Origin of the sequence: Shinella sp. S4-D37, from assembly GCF_040812195.1 — a bacterium.
GTDB lineage: Bacteria > Pseudomonadota > Alphaproteobacteria > Rhizobiales > Rhizobiaceae > Shinella.
The window spans coordinates 18,553-37,354 of record NZ_JBFNXL010000006.1 but is presented as its reverse complement, the minus strand read 5'-3'; the positions used below and the strand labels follow the sequence as shown (position 1 = coordinate 37,354).

The following is an 18,802-nucleotide window of genomic DNA, read 5'->3' as shown; positions in this document are numbered from 1 at the left end:
AGCTTACAACGTGGGAATGTTCCATGGATCAGCTTTCCGCAATGCGTGCCTTCCTCCGCGTGGTGGAGACGGGCAATTTCACCCGGGCCTCCGCCGCGCTCGGCATGCCCAAGGCGACGGTGAGCAATCTCATCCAGAATCTGGAAACCCACCTGCAGACCAAGCTGCTCAACCGCACGACGCGCCGGGTGATGGTGACGACGGACGGCGCGCTCTACTACGAGCGGGCGATCCAGATCGTCGCGGAGATCGACGAGCTGGACGGCAGCCTCTCCCATTCCCATGCAAGCCCGCGCGGGCGGCTGCGCGTCGAGATGGCAGGGGCCTTCGCGGACCTGCTCGTCATCCCCAGGCTCGGCGATTTCCATGAGATATATCCCGATATCCATATCGATCTCGGGGTCGGCGACCGGACGGTGGACTATCTTGCGGAGAACGTCGACTGCGCGCTGCGCGGCGGGGCGCCGGGCGACCAGTCGCTGATCGCAAGGCGGATCGCGGAGATCGACGTGCTGGCCTGCGCCGCGCCGCGCTATCTTGCAGCCTTCGGCGCGCCGGAGCATCCCCTGGACCTCGGCGGGGCGCATCATTGCGTCAATTACTTCCTGGCGCAGGCCAACCGCATCATGCCCTTCGAATTTGAGAAGGACGGCGAGAAGGTCGAGGTGAACAGCCGCTACATCGTCTCGGTCAACGATGCGCGCAGCTATCTTTCCGCCGCGCTGTCGGGCCTCGGCGTCGCGCCCCTGCCGCGCTTCATGGCGACGGAGGCGCTGGCGAGCGGGGCGCTCGTGCCGGTGCTGCCCGGCTGGCGCTCCGAGCCCATCCCGCTCTACATCGTCTACCCGCCGAACCGCCACCTCTCCAACAAGGTCCGCGTCTTCGTCGACTGGCTTGTGCGGCTGCTCGCCGAAGCGCAAATCGGCGCCTCGTCAGCGAAGGCGGCAAGGAACGAAAGCCTCAGTGCTGGTCGAGCGCCCGCGTCAGGGTGAGGGCGGCGATCGTGCAGATGGCGCCGGAGATCAGGTAGCCGCCGATGAAGACGATGCCGAAGCTGGTGGCAAGGCCGAGCGCGACGAGGGGCGCGAAGCCCGCGCCGACGAGCCAGGCGAGGTCCGAGGTCAGCGCCGCGCCGGTATAGCGGTAATATTGCGTGAAGCGCGAGGAGACGGCGCCGGAGGACTGGCCGAAGGTGAGGCCGAGGATGAAGAAGCCGATCAGGATATAGGCGTCCTGCCCCTTGCCGCCCGCATCGAGCAGGAAGGGCGCGGAGAAGGAGAAGATCGCGATGAGCACGGCGCCGGCCATCAGCTGGTTGCGCCGGCCGATGCGGTCGGCGATGACGCCGGACAGCACGATGCCGACGACGCCCACGGCCGCGCCCGCCACCTGCACCCACAGGAACTCCTCGACCGACTGGCCGCCGGTGAGCGTGATCCAGGACAGCGGGAAGATGGTGACGAGGTGGAACATGGCGAAGCTCGCCAGCGGCACGAAGGCGCCGAGCACGACGTCCATGGCGTGCTTGCTCAGCATTTCGAAGACCGGCCGGGCCTGAAGCTCCTGCGCCTCCATGGCCGCGCCGAACTCCTTGCTGGCGACGATGCGCAGGCGCGCGAACAGCGCCACGACGTTGATGGCGAAGGCGACGAAGAACGGATAGCGCCAGCCCCAGGCGAGGAAATCCGCCTCCGAGAGATTGCTGACGAAATAGGCGAAGAGCACGCTGGCGAGCGCGAAGCCGAAGGGCGCGCCGAGCTGCGGGATCATCGCATACCAGCCGCGGCGGTTTTCCGGCGCGCTGAGGTTGAGGAGCGAGGCGAGCCCGTCCCACGCCCCGCCGAGCGCAAAGCCCTGGCCGAGCCGGAAGAGCGCGAGCAGCGCGACGGCCCAGTAGCCGATCGTCTCGTAGCCCGGCAGGAAGGCGATGGAGGCGGTGGAGCCGCCGAGAATGACCAGCGCCACCGTCAGCTTGGTGCCGCGGCCGTAGTTGCGGTCGATCCACATGAAGACGAAGGAGCCGACCGGGCGGGCGAGGAAGGCGAGGGGGAAGAGCGCGAAGGACATCAGCGTCGCGGTCACCGCGCTGCCGGCGAAGGGGAAGATCAGCTTCGGGAAGACGAGGATGGAGCCGAGGCCGTAGACGAAGAAATCGAAGAACTCCGAGGTGCGCCCGATGACCACGCCGATGGCGACGCTGCCGGGCGAAAGCGGCTTGTCGTCCGCATGCATGCGGCGGGCGTCCCGCTCGAGACCGGAAGAGGAAGGGTTAGCGACCGAACTCATGAATTTCTCCGAGCGATGTGCGCCATGTCGTTAGAGTGTTGACTATTCGGCGTCCAATATCAAGAATTAGGCGAAACGTGCCGGCTGCGGCAGGGTTGCGTGCGAACCTTCGACCCGTCGCAGCGCGGCCTGGAAGACCCGCGACGATTATTGCGCTAGATCAATTTTGCGGCGGCGGACAGTCCAAAAGTCTCTACCGCACTGCGACAGAATGCTGCGCTGCGACGAACCACCTCATTTCCAAGCGCGGCCATGCCCGCTTATTGCCGACTAGACAGAACGCAAGTCGAGGCCGCAATGCCGAAGCCATTCAGTTTAGCCCGAGTGTCGATCTTCCCCCTGATGCTGGTCCTGCTTTCCGGATGCAACATGGTCGTCATGTCGCCCTCCGGCGACATCGCCACCCAGCAGCGCGACCTGATCGTCATCTCGACCATCCTCATGCTGATCATCATCGTGCCGGTGCTGGCGATGACGCTCTATTTCGCCTGGCATTACCGCCAGTCGAACACGGCGGCGAAGTACGATCCGGAGTGGCACCACTCGACGGGCCTGGAGGTTGCCATCTGGTCGGCGCCGCTCGCCATCATCATCGCGCTCGGCGCCATCACCTGGGTCAGCACCCACAAGCTCGATCCCTATAGGCCGCTGGAACGGCTCGATGCCGCGCGGCCGGTGACGGAGGCGATGAAGCCGGTCACCGTCGAGGTCGTGGCGCTCGACTGGAAATGGCTGTTCTTCTACCCGGACTACGGCATCGCCACCGTCAACGAGATGGCCGCGCCCGTCGACGTGCCGATCAATTTCAAGCTCACCGCCTCCTCGGTGATGAACTCCTTCTACGTGCCCGCGCTCGCCGGCATGATCTACACCATGCCCGGCATGGAGACGAAGCTGCACGCCGTCATCAACGAGCAAGGCGAATACGAGGGCCTGTCGTCCAACTACAGCGGCGACGGCTTCTCGCACATGCGCTTCAAGTTCCACGGGCTCGACCAGGCCGGCTTCGAGGCCTGGGTGGCGCGGGTCAGGCAGAACGGCACGGCGCTCAACCGCGACACCTACCTGAAGCTCGAAAAGCCGAGCGCCAGGGAGCCGGTACGCTACTACGCCACCGTCGACGACGGGCTCTACGAGGCCGTGCTCAACATGTGCGTGCGCGACGGCCAGATGTGCATGAAGGACATGATGCATATCGACATGATGGGCGGCGCCGGCAAGGAGAGCCACGGGAACAAGGCGAAGCTCCAACACGACAACCGCCATGCCGAGGACGCGGCGCCCGCCGCCACCTTCCCCGAGACCGGCAATCCCGCGCGCAGCGACGAGCCGGCCGAGGGCGTGGAGGAGGCCCCGGCGACGATGAACCACGACGCGCACCAGTCGCACTAGATCTCATTGCGCCCGCCGGCCGCGGCGGGCGCGCAAGGCCCTCGCACTCCCCGGGCCCCTTCGAAACGATATTGGACGATCCCATGTTCGGCGACATCAGCCTCACGCAATTCCTCTTCGGACGGCTTACCTGGGAAGCCATCCCCTATCACGAGCCCATCCTCGTCGCGACCTTCGCGGCCGTGGCGGTCGGCGGCATCGCGCTTCTGGCGCTCGTCACGAAGTTCAGGCTCTGGGGCACTCTCTGGAACGAGTGGTTCACGTCGGTCGATCACAAGAAGATCGGCATCATGTACATCATCCTCGCCATCGTCATGCTGCTGCGCGGTTTCGCCGACGCCATCATGATGCGCATCCAGCAGGCGATCGCCTTCAATGGCAGCGAAGGCTACCTCAACCCGCACCACTACGACCAGATTTTTACCGCGCACGGCGTGATCATGATCTTCTTCGTGGCGATGCCCTTCGTTACCGGCTTCATGAACTATGTCGTGCCCTTGCAGATCGGCGCGCGCGACGTCTCCTTCCCCTTCCTCAACAATTTCTCCTTCTGGATGACGACGGGCGGGGCGATCATCATCATGATGTCGCTGTTCGTCGGCGAATTCGCCCGCACCGGCTGGCTCGCCTATCCGCCGCTCTCGGGCGCGGACTACAGCCCCGGCGTCGGCGTCGACTATTACATCTGGGGACTTCAGGTGGCGGGCGTCGGCACGACGCTGTCCGGCATCAACCTCATCGCGACCATCGTGAAGATGCGCGCGCCAGGCATGACCTTCATGAAGATGCCGGTCTTCACCTGGACGTCGCTGTGTACCAACATCCTGATCGTCGCGACCTTCCCGATCCTGACGGCGACGCTCGCCCTCCTGTCGCTCGACCGCTACGTCGGAACCAACTTCTTCACGAACGACCTCGGCGGCAACCCGATGATGTATATCAACCTCATCTGGATCTGGGGCCATCCGGAGGTCTACATCCTCGTCCTGCCGGCCTTCGGCATCTTCTCCGAGGTGGTCGCCACCTTCTGCGGCAAGCGGCTCTTCGGCTACACGTCGATGGTCTACGCCACCTGCGTGATCATGATCCTGTCCTATCTCGTCTGGCTGCACCACTTCTTCACGATGGGCTCGGGCGCCTCGGTCAACGCCTTCTTCGGCATCACGACCATGATCATCTCGATCCCGACGGGCGCCAAGATGTTCAACTGGCTCTTCACCATGTATCGCGGGCGCATCCGCTACGAGGTGCCGATGCTGTGGACGGTCGGCTTCATGGTGACCTTCGTCATCGGCGGCATGACGGGCGTCATGCTCGCCATTCCCCCGGCCGATTTCGTGCTGCACAATTCGCTGTTCCTCATCGCCCATTTCCACAATGTCATCATCGGCGGCGTGCTGTTCGGGCTGATGGCGGGCGTCGTCTACTGGTTCCCCAAGGCCTTCGGCTACAGGCTGGATCCGTTCTGGGGCAAGATGAGCTTCTGGTTCTGGCAGATCGGCTTCTTCTTCGCCTTCATGCCGCTCTACGTGCTCGGCCTCATGGGCGTCACCCGCCGCGTCAGCCAGTTCGAGGACCCGTCCTTGCAGATCTGGCTCATCATCGCCGCCTTCGGCGCGGCGCTGATCGCCATCGGCATCGCCTCCTTCGTCATCCAGCTTGTCGTCAGCTTCCTTCGGCGCGACCAGTTGCGCGTTTCGGGCGATCCGTGGGACGGCCGCACGCTCGAATGGTCGACCTCCTCGCCGCCGCCGGACTACAACTTCGCCTTCACGCCCGTCGTGCACGACCATGACGGCTGGTACGACATGAAGAGCCGCGGCTACGAGCGGCCGCTGGAGGGCTTCCGGCCGATCCACATGCCGAAGAACACCGGCACGGGCGTCATCCTGTCGGGTATCAGCGTCGTCCTCGCCTTCGCGCTGATCTGGTATATCTGGTGGCTGGCGGCGCTCTCCTTCATCGGCCTCATCGCCGTGTCGATCGCCCACACCTTCAACTACGACCGCGACTTCTTCATTCCCGCCGAGACCGTGACGGCGACGGAGGATGCGCGCACGAAACTCCTGCAAGAACGGACCTGAGCCCATGAGCGCGACCCAAGTCCTTGATACCCCCGACGAAAAGCCGGTCTTCTACCTCAAGGAAGAGCACCACCCGGAAAACAGCACCATGCTGGGTTTCTGGCTCTACCTGATGAGCGACTGCCTGATCTTCGCCGTGCTCTTCGCAACGCACGGCGTGCTCGGCCGCAACTATGCGGCCGGTCCCTCGCCGGCCGATCTCTTCGACCTCAACCTCGTCGCCATCAACACGGCGATGCTGCTCCTCTCCTCCATCACCTACGGCTTCGCCATGCTCCAGATGGAGCGGGGTGCCAGGATGGAGACGCTGGTCTGGCTCGGCATCACCGGTTTCTTCGGCGCGGCCTTCCTGGCGCTGGAGCTCTACGAGTTCTACCACCTCATCGCCGAAGGCGCGGGCCCGACGCGTTCGGCGTTCCTGTCCTCCTTCTTCACGCTGGTCGGCACGCACGGCCTGCACGTCACCTTCGGCATGATCTGGCTGATCACGCTGATGGTGCAGGTGAAGAAGCACGGCCTCAACCCCGAGAACCGCCGCCGGCTGATGTGCCTTTCCATGTTCTGGCACTTCCTCGACGTCATCTGGATCGGCGTCTTCTCCTTCGTCTACCTGCTTGGAGTCCTCGGATGAGCCACGAAAGCGCGCCGCAAGCCCATCACGCCCACGGCCACGAGGCCGGCCACGGCTCGTTCCGCGGCTACATGATCGGCTTCGTCCTCTCGATCGTCCTGACGGCCATTCCCTTCTGGCTGGTCATGGGCGGCGTTCTCGACAGCAAGCTGTTCACCGCCGTGCTCGTCATGGGCATCGGCGTGGTGCAGATCGTCGTGCACATGGTCTACTTCCTGCACATGAACCCGCGCTCGGAAGGCGGCTGGACGCTGATGGCGCTGATCTTCACCCTCGTCATCGTCGGCATCGCGCTCGCCGGCTCGCTGTGGGTCATGCATCACCTCAATGCGAACATGATGCCGATGACCCACGAGATGATGAAGAACATGCCCTGATCGGGGGGTGCGTAGCCGATGCCCCAACCCTCCCCCCGCGCTCGCCGCGTTCTCACCGGCTTCCTCACCCTGCTCGTTACGATCTTCCTCGCGCTCGGCACCTGGCAGGTGCAGCGCCTGTTCTGGAAGCTCGACCTCGTCGCCCGCGTCGACGCCCGCATTGCCGCCGATCCCGTGCCGGCGCCCGGGCGGGCGGAATGGCCGGCGATCACCCGCGACGGGGACGAATACCGCCGCGTCACCGTCACCGGCCGCTTCCGGCATGACAGGTCGGTGCTCGTGCAGGCCGTGACGGAACGCGGCGCCGGCTTCTGGGTGGTGACGCCGCTCCTCCTGCCGGACGACACGACCGTGCTGGTCAACCGCGGCTTCGTGCCCGCCGACCGCCGCGACGTCACGGCAAGCGAGATCGCCGCCGGCCCCGTCGCCGTGACGGGGCTTTTGCGCCTCAGCGAGCCCGGCGGCGGCTTCCTGCGCGCCAACGACCCGGCGGGCGGACGCTGGTTCTCCCGCGACGTCGCGGCCATCGCCGCGGCGAAGGGGCTGTCCGACGTCGCGCCCTATTTCGTCGATGCCGACGCGACGCCCAATCCCGGCGGCCTGCCGATCGGCGGCCTGACGGTCGTCGCCTTCCGCAACAGCCATCTCGTCTATGCGCTGACCTGGTACACGCTGGCGGCGATGAGCGCAGCCGGCGCCTGGGCGGTCCACCGCCGCAAGCTCACCTGAGGCTTCCGGCCAGGAGGCGGGCGAGGGCGGCGACCTCGCGCTCCAGCACCTGCGGCGTGATGCCGACGAACCGGCCCTCGAGGCTGATGGCGATGACGCCGTGCACGGCCGAGAAGAAGGTGCGCGCGCGGATGGCGATGTCTTCCGCCGAGGCGTCCGGCATGTGCGCGGCCATCGGCGCGGCGATGAGGCCGATCAGGAAGGCGTGCTCGGCAAGGTGCCAGTCGGGCACCGGCACGCCCTCCGGCATGCGGTGCTCGAAGAGGGCGGACCAGAGGTTCCTCTCCGAAAGGGCAAATCGGAGATAGGCAAGCGACAGGCTGAGGAAGGTCTCCCCGGCCGCCGCACCGGGCGCGATCGCCCCCTCCAGCGCCTTCTCCAGCCGCTTCAGCGTGCCGGAATTGACGGCGAGGACCAGGCCGTCGAGATCGTCGAACACCGTGTAGAGCCCGCCCAGCGCCGCGCCCGCCCGCTCGGCGACGTCGCGCGCGCGCAGGCCCTTCAGGCCCTCATCGCTAATCAGCGCGGTGCCGGCGGCGACAAGCCGGGCCCTCAGCTCTTCCTTCTTCGTCTGCCGCCTGTCGGCCATCGCTTTCGCCTCACGTTTGAACGCTGTTCATTTTACACTTGAACATCGTTCATTTCCATGCGAAAAAGAATAATGAACAATGTTCATGCGGTGACGCGGAAAAATGTCCGAACCGCAAGTCCGAAGAACCGCGCCGCCTGAAGCGTCAACCTCAAAAAGTCCCGCACATTGGGAGATGCGCCGTGCAACAGAACCTCATGACCTCCCGGCGCTTCGCGCCGCTCTTCTGGACCCAGTTCCTGTCGGCCTTCAATGACAACTTCCTGAAGAACACGCTGGTCTTCCTCATCCTCGCCACCGTCGCGGCCGAGGAGGCCGGGTCGCTGGTGACGCTGGCCGGCGCGGTCTTCATGGCGCCGTTCCTCCTGTTCTCCGCGCTCGGCGGCGAGCTTGCCGACAAGGTCGACAAGGCCGTCATGGCCGAGCGGCTGAAGCGGGTGGAGCTTGCCGCCGCCGGCGTCGCGGTCGTCGGCCTCGCCTTCCACTCTGTCACGGTGCTGATGGCCGCGCTGTTCCTGTTCGGCGTCATCTCCGCCTTGTTCGGCCCGGTCAAATACGGCATCCTGCCCGATCATCTGGAACGCAAGGAACTGCCGCGCGCCAATGCCTGGATCGAGGGCGCGACCTTCATCGCCATCCTCGCAGGCACGCTGGTCGCCGGCCTTGCCGCCGCCGGCGGCGTCAATCCCTGGCTCTTCGGGCCGATGATGCTGGGCCTGGCGCTCGCCTGCTGGCTGTCGAGCCGCTTCATCCCGCGCGTCGGCGCCAAGGCGCCGGACCTAGTCGTCGAGCGCAACGTCTTCCGCTCCACCGGCCGCCTCGTCAATGCGCTGCGGGGCGACAGGCGCCTGTGGCGTTCGGCGCTGATGGCCGCCTGGTTCTGGCTGGTCGGCGCCATCGTGCTCTCGCTGCTGCCGCCCATGGTCAAGGGCAATCTCGGCGGCGGCGAAACGGCCATCACCGCCTATCTCGCCGTCTTCGCCGTCGCGGTCGGCGTCGGCTCGGCCATCGCCGCCTGGATGTCGGCCGGCCGCATCGTGCTCCTGCCGGCCCCCGTCGGCACGCTGATCATGGCGCTGTTTGGCCTCGACCTCGCCTGGAGCGTCGGCCATGCGACCGTCACCGCGCCGGCCGAAACGCTCTCCGCCTTCTTCGCCGCCCCCTATACGCTCCGCATCGCCGTCGATCTCGCCGGCATGGCGATCGCCGGGGCCTTCCTCGTCGTGCCGACCTTCGCCGCGCTTCAAGCCTGGGCGGAGGAGGAGCAGCGCTCGCGCGTCATCGGTGCCGCCAATGTTCTTTCCGCCGGCTTCATGACGGTGGGCGGCGGCCTCGTCGCGGCCCTGCAGGCGGCCGGCGTCGCAACGTCCGTGCTGCTCGCCGGCCTTGCGCTCGCCAATGTCGCTGCGGCCTGGATCATGCTGCGCACGCTGCCCACCAACGCCTTCCGCGATTTCGTCTCCATCCTCTTCCGCGCCTTCCTGCGGCTGGAGGTCGATGGCCTCGACAACCTTAAGAAGGCCGGCAAGGCGCCGATCATCGCGCTCAACCACGTCTCCTTCCTCGACGGCGCGCTGGCGCTGGCGCTGACGGAGGACGAGCCGACCTTCGCCGTCGACTACACGATCGCCAAGGCCTGGTGGGTGAAACCCTTCCTGAAGATGTGCAACTTCCTGTCGCTCGATCCTTCGAAGCCGATGGCGACGCGCACGCTGATCAAGACCGTCAAAAACGGCGCGCCGCTGGTCATCTTCCCGGAAGGCCGCATCACCGTGACGGGCGCGCTGATGAAGGTCTATGACGGCGCGGCCATGGTCGCCGACAAGACCGGCGCGATGGTCGTTCCCGTGCGCATCGACGGGCTGGAGAAGAGCTATTTCTCGCGCCTCTCCTCGCTCCATGTCCGCCGCCGGCTGTTTCCCAAGGTGAAGGTGACGATCCTGCCGCCCGTGCGCCTCACCGTGCCGGCCGAGCTGAAGGGCCGCAAGCGCCGCATGGCCGCGGGCGCCGAGCTGTACCAGGTCATGTCCATGCTGATGTTCTCGACCACGGATACCGGCGCCACCGTGCTGGAGAAGATCATCGCCACGGCGAAGGAACGCGGCATGCGCCGCCTTGCCGTGCAGGACCCCGTCACCGGGTCGCTGACCTACGGCAAGCTCCTGACGGGCGCCGCCGTGCTCGGCGCGAAATTCCGCACGCTCTACCCGGACGACAAAACGCTCGGCGTGCTGCTGCCCAATGCCAACGGCTCGGTCGCCACCCTTCTCGGCGTCATGTCCGCGGGCAAGGTGCCGGCCATGCTGAACTTCACGGCGGGCGCGGCCAACATCCTCTCCGCCTGCAAGGCCGCCGGGCTGCGCCGCGTCCTCACCTCCCGCGCCTTCGTCACCCAGGCCAAGCTCGGCCCGGTCGTGGAAGAACTTTCAGGGGCGGTGGAGATCGTCTTCCTCGACGACCTGCGCCAGACCATCGGCTTTCCGGACAAGCTCTACGGCCTCCTCGGCAAGGGCCGGCCGCTCGTCAAGCGCAAGGCCGACGATCCGGCGGTGATCCTCTTCACCTCCGGCTCGGAGGGCACGCCGAAGGGCGTCGTGCTCACCCACCGCAACATCCTCTCCAACGCCGCGCAGGCCGCCTCCCGCATCGATTTCCATTCCGGCGACAAGGTGTTCAACATCCTGCCGGTGTTCCACTCCTTCGGGTTGACAGCTGGCACCATCCTGCCGCTCGTCTCCGGCGTGCCGGTCTATTTCTATCCCTCGCCGCTGCACTACCGCATCATCCCGGAGCTGATCTATTCCTCCAACGCCACCATCATCTTCGGCACGGACACCTTTCTCAACGGCTATGCCCGCACCGCGCACCCTTACGACTTCCGCTCGATCCGCTACTGCTTTGCCGGGGCGGAACCGGTGCGCGCCACCACCCGCGCGCTCTACATGGAGAAGTTCGGCGTGCGCATCCTCGAAGGCTACGGCGTCACCGAGGCGGCGCCCGTCATCGCGCTCAACACGCCGATGTTCAACAAGGCCGGCAGCGTCGGCAAGATCATGCCCGGCATGGAATACCGGCTGGATCCCGTCCCGGGCGTTACCGAAGGCGGCCGCCTCTTCGTGCGCGGCGCGAATGTCATGGCAGGCTACCTGCGCGCCGAGAACCCCGGCGTGCTGGAGCCGACGCCGGACGGCTGGCACGACACCGGCGACATCGTGACGGTGGACGAGGACGGCTTCATCACCATCCGCGGCCGCGCCAAGCGCTTCGCCAAGATCGGCGGGGAAATGGTCTCGCTCGCCGCCGTCGAGGCGCTGGCCGGCGAACTGTGGCCGGGAAAGCTCTCCGTCGTCGTCTCCCTGCCGGATGCCAGGAAGGGCGAGCGCCTCGTCCTCCTCACCGACGCGCCCGACGCCACCCGCGCCGCTTTCCTGCGCTTTGCCAGGGACAGGGGTGCGATGGACATGATGGTGCCTTCCGAGGTGAAGGTCGGCCCGGTGCCGGTGCTCGGCTCCGGCAAGGTGGATTTCGTGACGGCGCAGAGGCTTCTGGCGGAGGAGGCGAAGGCGGAAGCGGCGGCCTGAGGATTCGACGGGCGTCCCGCCTTCACGGATCCCGCTCGGCCGCCCTTTCCGAAATCAGGAGCGCCATGCGCTGGACGACCTTCAGTTCCGTCTCGGCGCCCGGCGTGGCGGAGACGGAGGGCATGTTGAGGGCGATCAGGCGGAAGGGTTTTCGCGAGACCAGCATCACATGGGTCGCCTCGTATTTTTCGGTGAGCCAGGCGAGCTGTTCGGCGTCGGTCTCGGCAAGCTCCGCGGCCTGCGTGGCGCGCAGCAGCGGCCGGGCGGCAAGAAGCCGTTTCAGGCCGGCAAGGTCGAGGTCGGCAAGCTCGGCCTCCTCCAGAAGCAGCGCGCCCTCGACCAGCGGATGGTTCTGCAGCTCCCTCAGGAAAGCCAGCGTATCGTCGATGCGGTCTTCGGCAAGGTGGCGGATGAGGCTGCGGCGGCGCTGCTCGGTGCCAAGGCCGATGCCGTCCTTCCAGATGACGCCGAGCAGCACCGCCGCCGTGACGACGCTGGCGGTGCGGGCGAGCGCGGCGGGGCCGAAGCCGTTCTCCGCGCCGATGGCGAGCGCGGCGACGAGCGCGACGGCGGCCGGGACGACGAAGGCGACGAGGGTGTCGCGGTGGCTTGCGGCGCGCTGGCCGAGGCTGATCAGGAGCCAGCAGAGGAAGAGGACGGCCAGGCCGCCGAGCCGCACCGGCAGGTCGACATAGGCCGAGCGGAAATCCGTGACGAGCAGCGGCAGGATGAGCAGCAGCGACAGCGCGATGCGGTCCACCGCCTGGTTTTCCGCTCGTGAGAGGCTTTTCCGGTCGCGCGTCACGGCCATGTGACCGGCAAGCGCGAAGGTGACGAGCTGGTAGAGGAAGAGGCCGACCAGCCGCCAGGGATCGGCAAGCGAGGCGGGCAGGAAGGCGAGGACGGCGAAGACCGCCGCGCCGCCCGCGGCGATCCACTTGGTGAGGGGCGGGGCGTGGCGGCGCATCAGGCCCTCGGCGACGAGCACCGTGGCGAGCGGCACGAGGCCGGCGGCGGCGATTGTCACGGCCTCGAAGAGGAAGAGGCCGGTCCACCAGGCGAGGACGCGGCCGGCCATCAGCGCGGCGAGCACCCTGAGGCCGAAGAGGACGCGGCGCGTCAGCGGGCTTCCGGCATCGAAGGTGCCGATGGCGCGGATCAGGACGACGAGGCCGAGAAAGGCGGCGAGCGAGACGAAGGTGTCGGCGAGGGTCGGCGCGATCATGGTGCGGCGGACCGCTTCGGGACGGCGCGGGAAAAACTCATCGGGAAGGCCTCAGGATGCCCCAGGGGCGGCGGCCGTCCGCCCAGTGCAGGAGGGGCAGCGCCAAGCGCTGCGCGAGGATGACGAGGCTGGCCACCGCGAGCCGGCCGAGCGCGTTGCGCGGCACGCTTTCGAGGAGGTAGCGCTGGGCGGCGTCGAGATCGAGCCGGCCGATCTGCAACAGGTCGTCGCCGCGGTCGTAGTCGAGTTCGGCGGCGCAAAAGGCGTTGTACTCGGCCTTGCGGTGCTTCGGCGCGGCCTCGAAGCTCTTCTTCAGGGTGTCCGAGCCGCCCGTATAGGCATCGGTGATGACGAAGCGGCCGGCATCGAAGCCGGCCTTGTCGCCGACGCCGAAGGCAGGACGATGGGCGGCCATGATTTCCGTCGCGATCAACTGGTGGCGCAGCGAGCGCCGCGCCCCGCGGGTGGGGGCGGGAAAGACGTCGGAAAAGGTTTCCGCCACCATGCCGGCGACGGCGGGCACCTGCGTGACATTGGAGATCCACAGCGGGCGAAGCCGGTTGCGCAGGAACAGCAGGAAGCAGGTGAGGCCGTAGAGCACCCAGGAAAGGCCCTGGCTGCGCACGGCGGGATCGATCATGACGAGGCCGAGATGCAGCACCTCGACCGGCTTTCCCGACAGCGAGAGCGGCAGGACCGGCAGCGCATTGAAGGCGACCGGCGCGCCGTCGCTCACGCGGTAGACGAGGGTGACGATGGTGCGCTGGAAGACGTCCTCGCGGCCGGAGAACACGCCGTAGTCGGGATCGCCGCCCGGCACCGCGCGGCCCGCCACCCTGGAAAGATCGGCGCGCAGCGCGGCGATCTCCCGCTCGCTCATCCACAGGCCGGGATATTCGACGATGCGGGCGCGGAAATCCGGCGAGGTTCTGAAATCGAGGTCGAGGCGCTTCTTCAGGACGGCCGGGAGGAGAGTGTACAAGGGACCGATCCGATCAACGAGGGCGCGGGCTTGCCGCGCGAGGTGGCGGGCGAGCGGCAGGATAGGGCTTAACGCGCCGGGGCGGAAGGACGCAAGCCGCCTATCCGGCGAGGGCCGCCGGGCTCTCCCAGGTGCAGCCCGGCTGCCCGGCCGTCGCCTCGAAGATCAGGTCCATCAGCGCCCAGGCCGCCGCGTCGTGCACGAGGTGGTGGGTCAGGAGGCCGATCGGGCTATCCTGCACCTGCGAGATGCGCACGAGATCGGCGATCACCGCCTCCGCCGGCCGGGCGCCGCGCGTGCCGCGCCAGTCGATGATGTCGACATGGGTGTTGACGACGGCGAGCGGCGCCGGCTTTTCCGGGCCGAAGACGGAGAGCGCCTTGAAGCCCAGCGCCGGCAGGCCGTCGACGACGGCGGGCGCGATGCGGTTCCACGGCGGCACCAGCATGGGCACGAAGCGACCGGCATGGAGCGCGGAAAGGCGTTCGAAGCCCCGGCCGAGTTCGGCCAGTACCGCGCCGGCCGGCCGGTGGGCGCCGAGTTCCTGGCTTTTCTCGCCCGGGCCCGCATGGTTCTCATGCGCCCAGCCGTGCACTGCCACGCCGGCCAGCGGGGCGTCGGCCAGCCGCGCCGCCAGCGCCGCGCCGGTGAAGGCCGGGATCACGGCGAGGAGCACGGGAACCGCATGGCGCGCCGTCAGCGCCAGGAGCGTGTCGAGCGCGGCGGTCGGCTCCACCGCGTCGTCGTCGCGCAGCCACAGGCGCAGCGGCCTGCCGGCCGCCGCCCGGCGGGCGATCTCCTCCACGAGGGGTCTTGCGCAGGCAGGCAGGGTCATCCCGTTTCTCCCACAGTCTTCCGCACGATGGCGTCCAGCGCGGCACTCGCCGCGGCGAGCGAATGGTCGGCGAGCACGCGGGCGCGCGCGCCTTCGCCGAGCCGCCACCGCTCCGCCGGATCGTCCAGCAGCGCCGCGACGGCCGCGGCATAGGCGGCGAGATCGCCCGGCGGGGTGAGCCGGCCCGTCACGCCGTCCGCCACCACTTCGGGAACGCCCGCCGTCTTCCAGGCGACGACCGGCAGGCCGGCGGCCTGCGCCTCCAGATAGGCGAGCCCGTAGGCCTCGCCGCAGCCCGGCCAGACATAGAGCGCGCCTTCGGCCAGGAGCGCGGCCACCGCGGCGGGCGGCATCTGCCCGAGCCAGGCGACGCGCCCCGCGCCGAAGCCGGCAAACAGCGCCTCCACCTCGGCCCGCAGCGGCCCGTCGCCGGCCACCGAAAGGCGCCAGGGCCGGTCCTCGATCAGCCGCAGCGCCCCGGCGAGCGCGCGAAAACTCTCCAGCTTGTCGCCGGCCCGCATCATCGCCACGGTGACGAGGTGGCCCGGCTGCGGCCGCGCGGCCTGCGCGATGAACGGCGCGGCGTCGATGAAGGGTTTCAGCGGCGCGAGCACCGCCTCCGGCGCCGCCGCCGCAAGGCCGGCCGCGTCGCGGGCGGTGAGGGCGATGTTGACGGCCGCGCCGCGCACCGCCTCCAGCACTTGCGCCTGCATGTCGCGCCAGATGCCGAGATTGCGGCGCGCGGAATGGGAGGCCTCCGCCGTCGCATAGGCGATGCCGAAGGCCTTGCAGAGCGCGGGGCCGATGAGGTCCGGCGCCTTGTAATAGGGGTGGTAGCAGAACCAGAGGTCCGGCGCGCCCTCCGCCCGCCAGAGCGCCGAAAGCCGCTCGACCTCCGCCGCCGCCTTCGCCCGGAGCGCCGCATAGGCGGCCGCGTCGTCGCTGTCGCCGCAAAAGGCGCGCAGGTCCGAGGCGAGCGTGACCGCATGGCCGGCGTGCGTGAGGCAGGCGAGAAGCTGGCGGGCCATCAGCCGGTCGCCCGAGGGCACGGGATGGTCCGGCGATTTCAGCGGGGCGTAGAATGCGATCCTCATGCTCGCCCGCAGGCCCTTTCCGTTCGTCGTCGTGGCGCGGCGGCAAGGCTTGACAGGCCGGCCAAACGCGCCCATCTGGACGCGCGGGGTCCCTGTATATGTGCGCGGCGTGCTTATGCCAACCGTCTTGCCTTCCCGCCGGACGCCGTCGATATCCGCAAGGCCCGAGGTCCCGCATGAGCCGTCTTGAAAGCTTCATTCGCCGCATGTCCGCCCAGCGCGACGTGCTCGACCATGTCGCGCAGACCCTGCCGCTGCCGGAAGCGGGTGCGATCCTCGAAATCGGGCTGGGCAACGGCCGCACCTTCGATCACCTGCGGGAAAAGTTCCCCGGCCGGCGCATCGTCGCCTTCGACCGGGCGCTCGGCGCCCATGCCTCCTCCACGCCGCCGCCGGGCGACCTGGTGCTCGGCGAGATCGCCGAGACGGCGAAGGCCTTCGCCGGCACGAATGCCGCGCTCGTCCATGCCGATATCGGCACGGGCTATGACGACAAGGACGCGATCACGCTGACCTGGCTGCCCGATATCGTCGCCCGCGCGCTCGGCGCCGGCGGCGTCGCCGTCAGCGGCCTGCCGCTCGACCATGCGGGCCTGGAACCGCTGCCGCTGCCGGCCGCCGTCGACAGCCGGCGCTATTTCCTCTACCGCAGGCGGGCCTAGATTTCATGGCCCGCGTCGCCGTCATCGCGGACGCCCATTTCCACGATATCGAAGGCGACTACGATTTTCCCGGCATCGTCGTGAACGGCCGGCGGCTGACGGTGCGCACCTTCGCCGACACCGCCCGCTCGACCCGCGTCTACAACGAGAGCTTCGCCGCCCTTCCGGCCGCGCTCGACCGGATCGTCGCCATGGGCATCCGCCATGTCGTGCTGCTCGGCGACTATAGCGACGACGGCCAGCGCGGCACGGTGGCGAGCCTCGTGCGGCTGCTCGCCGCCTATCGCGACCGCCACGGCCTGCGCTTCTACGCCACGCCCGGCAACCACGACGTCTTCGGCCCGCTCGGCAAGCACTGCGACACGCGCTATGTGAATGCCGGGGGCGGCACGACGCTGGTGACGAGCGACGCGGAAAAGGCGGCGGAGGATCCGGGCCGGCCGGTCGTGACGCAGACGATGTATTGCGACGGCGTGCCGGCCGGCATCCGCGCGCTCGGCGAATTCGGCTATTTCCGCCGCCCCGGCGACCTCCACTTCGAAACGCCCTTCGGTGCAAGCGATGCGCCCGCCGCGCGCGAGCACGACCTCCGGTCCGCCGACGGCAATACCGTGCGGCGGCTGATGGACGCCTCCTATCTGGTCGAGCCGGAGGAGGGCCTGTGGCTCCTGATGATCGACGCCAATGTCTTCGAGCCGCGCGACGGCCGGCGCGACATCGCCCGCAAGAAGGCCTTCCTCGGCAGTTCGAATGCCGGCTGGAACGCGCTTTTGCGCGTGAAACCCTATCTCCTGCCCTGGATCGCCGACGTCTCGGCGCGGGCACAGCGCGCGGGCAAGGATCTTCTCGCCTTTTCCCACTATCCCGTGCTCGATCCCTTCGAGGACGGGACGGACAGCGAGCGGGCCCTGTTCGGCGAGACGGCCGTGGCGAAGCGCACGCCCCGCCCGCTCGTCGCCGAAACGCTCGCCGCCGCCGGCATCGCGCTGCATTTCAGCGGGCACCTGCATGTCGAGGCCCGCACGCGCCACGAGGCCGGCGGCCGCAGCCTCGTCAACGTCGCCGTGCCCTCGCTCGTCGCCTTTCCCGCCGGCTTCGTCGTGGTCGGGACGGGGGAGGGGCCGCCGTCCGTCGAAACCGTTTCGCTTGCCGGCATGCCGCTCGATGCCGATCTTTTGGCGTTCTACCGGGCGGAGGAGGCGCGCGCCGGCCATGCCCCGGATCCGGCGCTCGCCGCCCGCGACTACGGCGATTTCCTGCGCGCGCACATGCGCGCCCTCGTCCTCAAGCGCTTCCTGCCGAAGGAATGGCCGGCGGAGATGGCCGAACTGGCGCGGCGCATGACGCTCGCCGATCTCTGGCGGCTGATGGCGGGGGATACCCCGCCGGCCGGCCTGGAGGCAACGCCCTTCCTCGACCTCGTCGTCGACTGGTATTGCCTGCGCCAGTCGCCCGCGCAGGCGCCCGCCTTCATCGCCCCGGCGGTTCTTGCCCGCTATCGCCTGCTGGCCGATGCATTCGGCGATCCGGCGCCGGGGGACGGAGACGGGAATGAGCCGCGACGGTTCCTGGCGATCTTCCTCGGCGTCCTCGGCCGCAGCCTCGACCGGGCCGCGCGACAGGGGCGGACGATCACGGAAATATGAGGGAGGCGCGAGCGGGGCGAGGAGCGTCGGCCCCTTGTTTCCGCCGCAATTGCTTGGCAAATCCAGCCGGCACCGCAGGGTGCGCGGTGCTTCGCGGAACGGAATATCCGGGAACGAAACGCCTCAAAGGCCTTCGGTGAAGGAAGCAGGACGGCCGCGTGGACGCACGCACGCCAGGACTGATCGGCCCGGAAGGGACGTTCGGGAAATGCCGGCGGGCAAGGCCGACGGACGGATCCTCAGTGCGCGGTTGCGAGCCGTTCGCCCATCACGCGCATGGTTTCGGCCATGCTGCGGGGGCAGGAGGAGAGGACCTTGAGGAAGCAATCCTTGCGGATGCGCAGCGCTTCCACGACCGTGGAGGCCTTGACGGTGGCATTGCGGGTCGTGCCGCAGAGGATGGCGATCTCGCCGACGACCGAGCAACTGCCGGTCGATGCGATCTTCTCGTCTCCCGAGGGGCCTTCCTTGTAGACGTCGACGACGCCCGAGAGCACGACATAGGCGGCATCGCCTTCGTCGCCCTGATGGAAGAGCTCCTGGCCTTCGCGGTAGCTGACCCGGTCCGAAGCGAAGGCGAGCAGTTTCAGCTTGCCTGCATCGATGCCCGAGAACAGCGGGACCCGTCGTAACATCTGCACTTCGTCGTTCAAGACCATAACAGTCAACCGCCTCGAATTCCGGTTATC

Annotated in this window: 16 protein-coding genes; 9 read left to right on the top strand and 7 right to left on the bottom strand. The window is 68.0% G+C overall.

Annotated elements, in window-relative coordinates; all coding sequences use genetic code 11:
- Window positions 1-23: 23 nt before the first annotated feature.
- Window positions 24-992, top strand: coding sequence for a LysR family transcriptional regulator (locus AB3G45_RS27575; RefSeq protein ID WP_367833724.1), 969 nt, complete (start codon window positions 24-26; stop codon window positions 990-992).
- Here AB3G45_RS27575 and AB3G45_RS27570 read toward each other — a convergent pair.
- Window positions 961-2,286, bottom strand: coding sequence for an MFS transporter (locus AB3G45_RS27570; RefSeq protein ID WP_367833723.1), 1,326 nt, complete (start codon window positions 2,284-2,286; stop codon window positions 961-963). The genes AB3G45_RS27575 and AB3G45_RS27570 overlap by 32 nt on opposite strands.
- A 297-nt stretch (window positions 2,287-2,583) precedes the next feature.
- Here AB3G45_RS27570 and cyoA point away from each other — a divergent pair, with 297 nt between their 5' ends.
- The 5 genes from cyoA (at window position 2,584) to AB3G45_RS27545 (ending at window position 7,499) form a co-directional block, all read left to right on the top strand.
- Entirely contained in the window at window positions 2,584-3,678 is a 1,095-nt protein-coding gene (gene cyoA / locus AB3G45_RS27565) for a ubiquinol oxidase subunit II (RefSeq protein ID WP_367833722.1), read from the top strand.
- A gap of 83 nt (window positions 3,679-3,761) precedes the next feature.
- Window positions 3,762-5,762, top strand: a complete 2,001-nt coding sequence (gene cyoB, locus AB3G45_RS27560; protein WP_367833721.1) for a cytochrome o ubiquinol oxidase subunit I — start codon at window positions 3,762-3,764, stop codon at window positions 5,760-5,762.
- A gap of 4 nt (window positions 5,763-5,766) precedes the next feature.
- On the top strand, window positions 5,767-6,393 hold the full coding sequence (gene cyoC / locus AB3G45_RS27555; RefSeq protein WP_367833720.1) for a cytochrome o ubiquinol oxidase subunit III: 627 nt from the start codon (window positions 5,767-5,769) through the stop codon (window positions 6,391-6,393).
- Window positions 6,390-6,770, top strand: a complete 381-nt coding sequence (gene cyoD / locus AB3G45_RS27550; protein WP_367833719.1) for a cytochrome o ubiquinol oxidase subunit IV — start codon at window positions 6,390-6,392, stop codon at window positions 6,768-6,770. Before cyoC ends, cyoD begins: the two co-directional genes overlap by 4 nt.
- Window positions 6,771-6,788: 18 nt before the next feature.
- Window positions 6,789-7,499, top strand: coding sequence for an SURF1 family protein (locus AB3G45_RS27545; protein WP_367833718.1), 711 nt, complete (start codon window positions 6,789-6,791; stop codon window positions 7,497-7,499).
- On the opposite strand, the gene AB3G45_RS27540 is transcribed toward AB3G45_RS27545, so the two are convergent.
- Complete coding sequence (locus AB3G45_RS27540; protein ID WP_367833717.1) at window positions 7,492-8,088, bottom strand: TetR/AcrR family transcriptional regulator; 597 nt, start codon at window positions 8,086-8,088, stop codon at window positions 7,492-7,494. The genes AB3G45_RS27545 and AB3G45_RS27540 overlap by 8 nt on opposite strands.
- 182 nt (window positions 8,089-8,270) lie before the next feature.
- On the opposite strand from AB3G45_RS27540, the gene AB3G45_RS27535 reads away from it, so the two are divergent.
- Window positions 8,271-11,669, top strand: coding sequence for an acyl-[ACP]--phospholipid O-acyltransferase (locus AB3G45_RS27535; RefSeq protein WP_367833716.1), 3,399 nt, complete (start codon window positions 8,271-8,273; stop codon window positions 11,667-11,669).
- 22 nt (window positions 11,670-11,691) lie between these two features.
- Here the strand turns inward: AB3G45_RS27535 and AB3G45_RS27530 are convergent, their stop codons facing one another.
- From AB3G45_RS27530 to AB3G45_RS27515, 4 genes are all read right to left on the bottom strand, one after another.
- Window positions 11,692-12,894 carry a hypothetical protein gene (locus tag AB3G45_RS27530; RefSeq protein WP_367833715.1) on the bottom strand — a complete coding sequence of 401 codons (1,203 nt, stop codon included), beginning with the start codon at window positions 12,892-12,894 and terminating at the stop codon, window positions 11,692-11,694.
- A gap of 37 nt (window positions 12,895-12,931) precedes the next feature.
- Complete coding sequence (locus AB3G45_RS27525; protein WP_367833714.1) at window positions 12,932-13,876, bottom strand: hypothetical protein; 945 nt, start codon at window positions 13,874-13,876, stop codon at window positions 12,932-12,934.
- A gap of 100 nt (window positions 13,877-13,976) precedes the next feature.
- Complete coding sequence (locus tag AB3G45_RS27520; RefSeq protein WP_367833713.1) at window positions 13,977-14,711, bottom strand: polysaccharide deacetylase family protein; 735 nt, start codon at window positions 14,709-14,711, stop codon at window positions 13,977-13,979.
- Window positions 14,708-15,805: a glycosyltransferase family 4 protein gene (locus AB3G45_RS27515; RefSeq protein ID WP_367833712.1), complete on the bottom strand. Its 1,098-nt coding sequence runs from the start codon at window positions 15,803-15,805 to the stop codon at window positions 14,708-14,710. The genes AB3G45_RS27520 and AB3G45_RS27515 overlap by 4 nt, the downstream gene beginning before the upstream one ends.
- Window positions 15,806-15,981: 176 nt before the next feature.
- Here AB3G45_RS27515 and AB3G45_RS27510 point away from each other — a divergent pair, with 176 nt between their 5' ends.
- Both AB3G45_RS27510 and AB3G45_RS27505 read left to right on the top strand, forming a co-directional pair.
- A complete protein-coding gene (locus AB3G45_RS27510) occupies window positions 15,982-16,467 on the top strand; it encodes a class I SAM-dependent methyltransferase (protein WP_367833711.1) in 486 nt (161 codons plus the stop codon).
- Between the two features lie 5 nt (window positions 16,468-16,472).
- Entirely contained in the window at window positions 16,473-18,113 is a 1,641-nt protein-coding gene (locus tag AB3G45_RS27505; RefSeq protein WP_367833710.1) for a metallophosphoesterase, read from the top strand.
- Between the two features lie 239 nt (window positions 18,114-18,352).
- Here the strand turns inward: AB3G45_RS27505 and AB3G45_RS27500 are convergent, their stop codons facing one another.
- On the bottom strand, window positions 18,353-18,772 hold the full coding sequence (locus AB3G45_RS27500; protein WP_367833709.1) for a cyclic nucleotide-binding domain-containing protein: 420 nt from the start codon (window positions 18,770-18,772) through the stop codon (window positions 18,353-18,355).
- Window positions 18,773-18,802 lie beyond the last annotated feature (30 nt).

What these genes read in the sequence shown, in the direction of transcription:
- cyoC (WP_367833720.1), top strand. Translation starts at nt 5,767, where the DNA reads ATGAGCGCGACCCAAGTCCTTGATACCCCCGACGAAAAGCCGGTCTTC.
- AB3G45_RS27515 (WP_367833712.1), bottom strand. Translation starts at nt 15,805, where the DNA reads ATGAGGATCGCATTCTACGCCCCGCTGAAATCGCCGGACCATCCCGTG.
- cyoB (WP_367833721.1), top strand. Translation starts at nt 3,762, where the DNA reads ATGTTCGGCGACATCAGCCTCACGCAATTCCTCTTCGGACGGCTTACC.
- AB3G45_RS27520 (WP_367833713.1), bottom strand. Translation starts at nt 14,711, where the DNA reads ATGACCCTGCCTGCCTGCGCAAGACCCCTCGTGGAGGAGATCGCCCGC.
- AB3G45_RS27530 (WP_367833715.1), bottom strand. Translation starts at nt 12,894, where the DNA reads ATGATCGCGCCGACCCTCGCCGACACCTTCGTCTCGCTCGCCGCCTTT.
- AB3G45_RS27570 (WP_367833723.1), bottom strand. Translation starts at nt 2,286, where the DNA reads ATGAGTTCGGTCGCTAACCCTTCCTCTTCCGGTCTCGAGCGGGACGCC.
- AB3G45_RS27575 (WP_367833724.1), top strand. Translation starts at nt 24, where the DNA reads ATGGATCAGCTTTCCGCAATGCGTGCCTTCCTCCGCGTGGTGGAGACG.
- AB3G45_RS27505 (WP_367833710.1), top strand. Translation starts at nt 16,473, where the DNA reads ATGGCCCGCGTCGCCGTCATCGCGGACGCCCATTTCCACGATATCGAA.
- AB3G45_RS27540 (WP_367833717.1), bottom strand. Translation starts at nt 8,088, where the DNA reads ATGGCCGACAGGCGGCAGACGAAGAAGGAAGAGCTGAGGGCCCGGCTT.
- AB3G45_RS27500 (WP_367833709.1), bottom strand. Translation starts at nt 18,772, where the DNA reads ATGGTCTTGAACGACGAAGTGCAGATGTTACGACGGGTCCCGCTGTTC.
- AB3G45_RS27545 (WP_367833718.1), top strand. Translation starts at nt 6,789, where the DNA reads ATGCCCCAACCCTCCCCCCGCGCTCGCCGCGTTCTCACCGGCTTCCTC.
- cyoA (WP_367833722.1), top strand. Translation starts at nt 2,584, where the DNA reads ATGCCGAAGCCATTCAGTTTAGCCCGAGTGTCGATCTTCCCCCTGATG.
- cyoD (WP_367833719.1), top strand. Translation starts at nt 6,390, where the DNA reads ATGAGCCACGAAAGCGCGCCGCAAGCCCATCACGCCCACGGCCACGAG.
- AB3G45_RS27510 (WP_367833711.1), top strand. Translation starts at nt 15,982, where the DNA reads ATGAGCCGTCTTGAAAGCTTCATTCGCCGCATGTCCGCCCAGCGCGAC.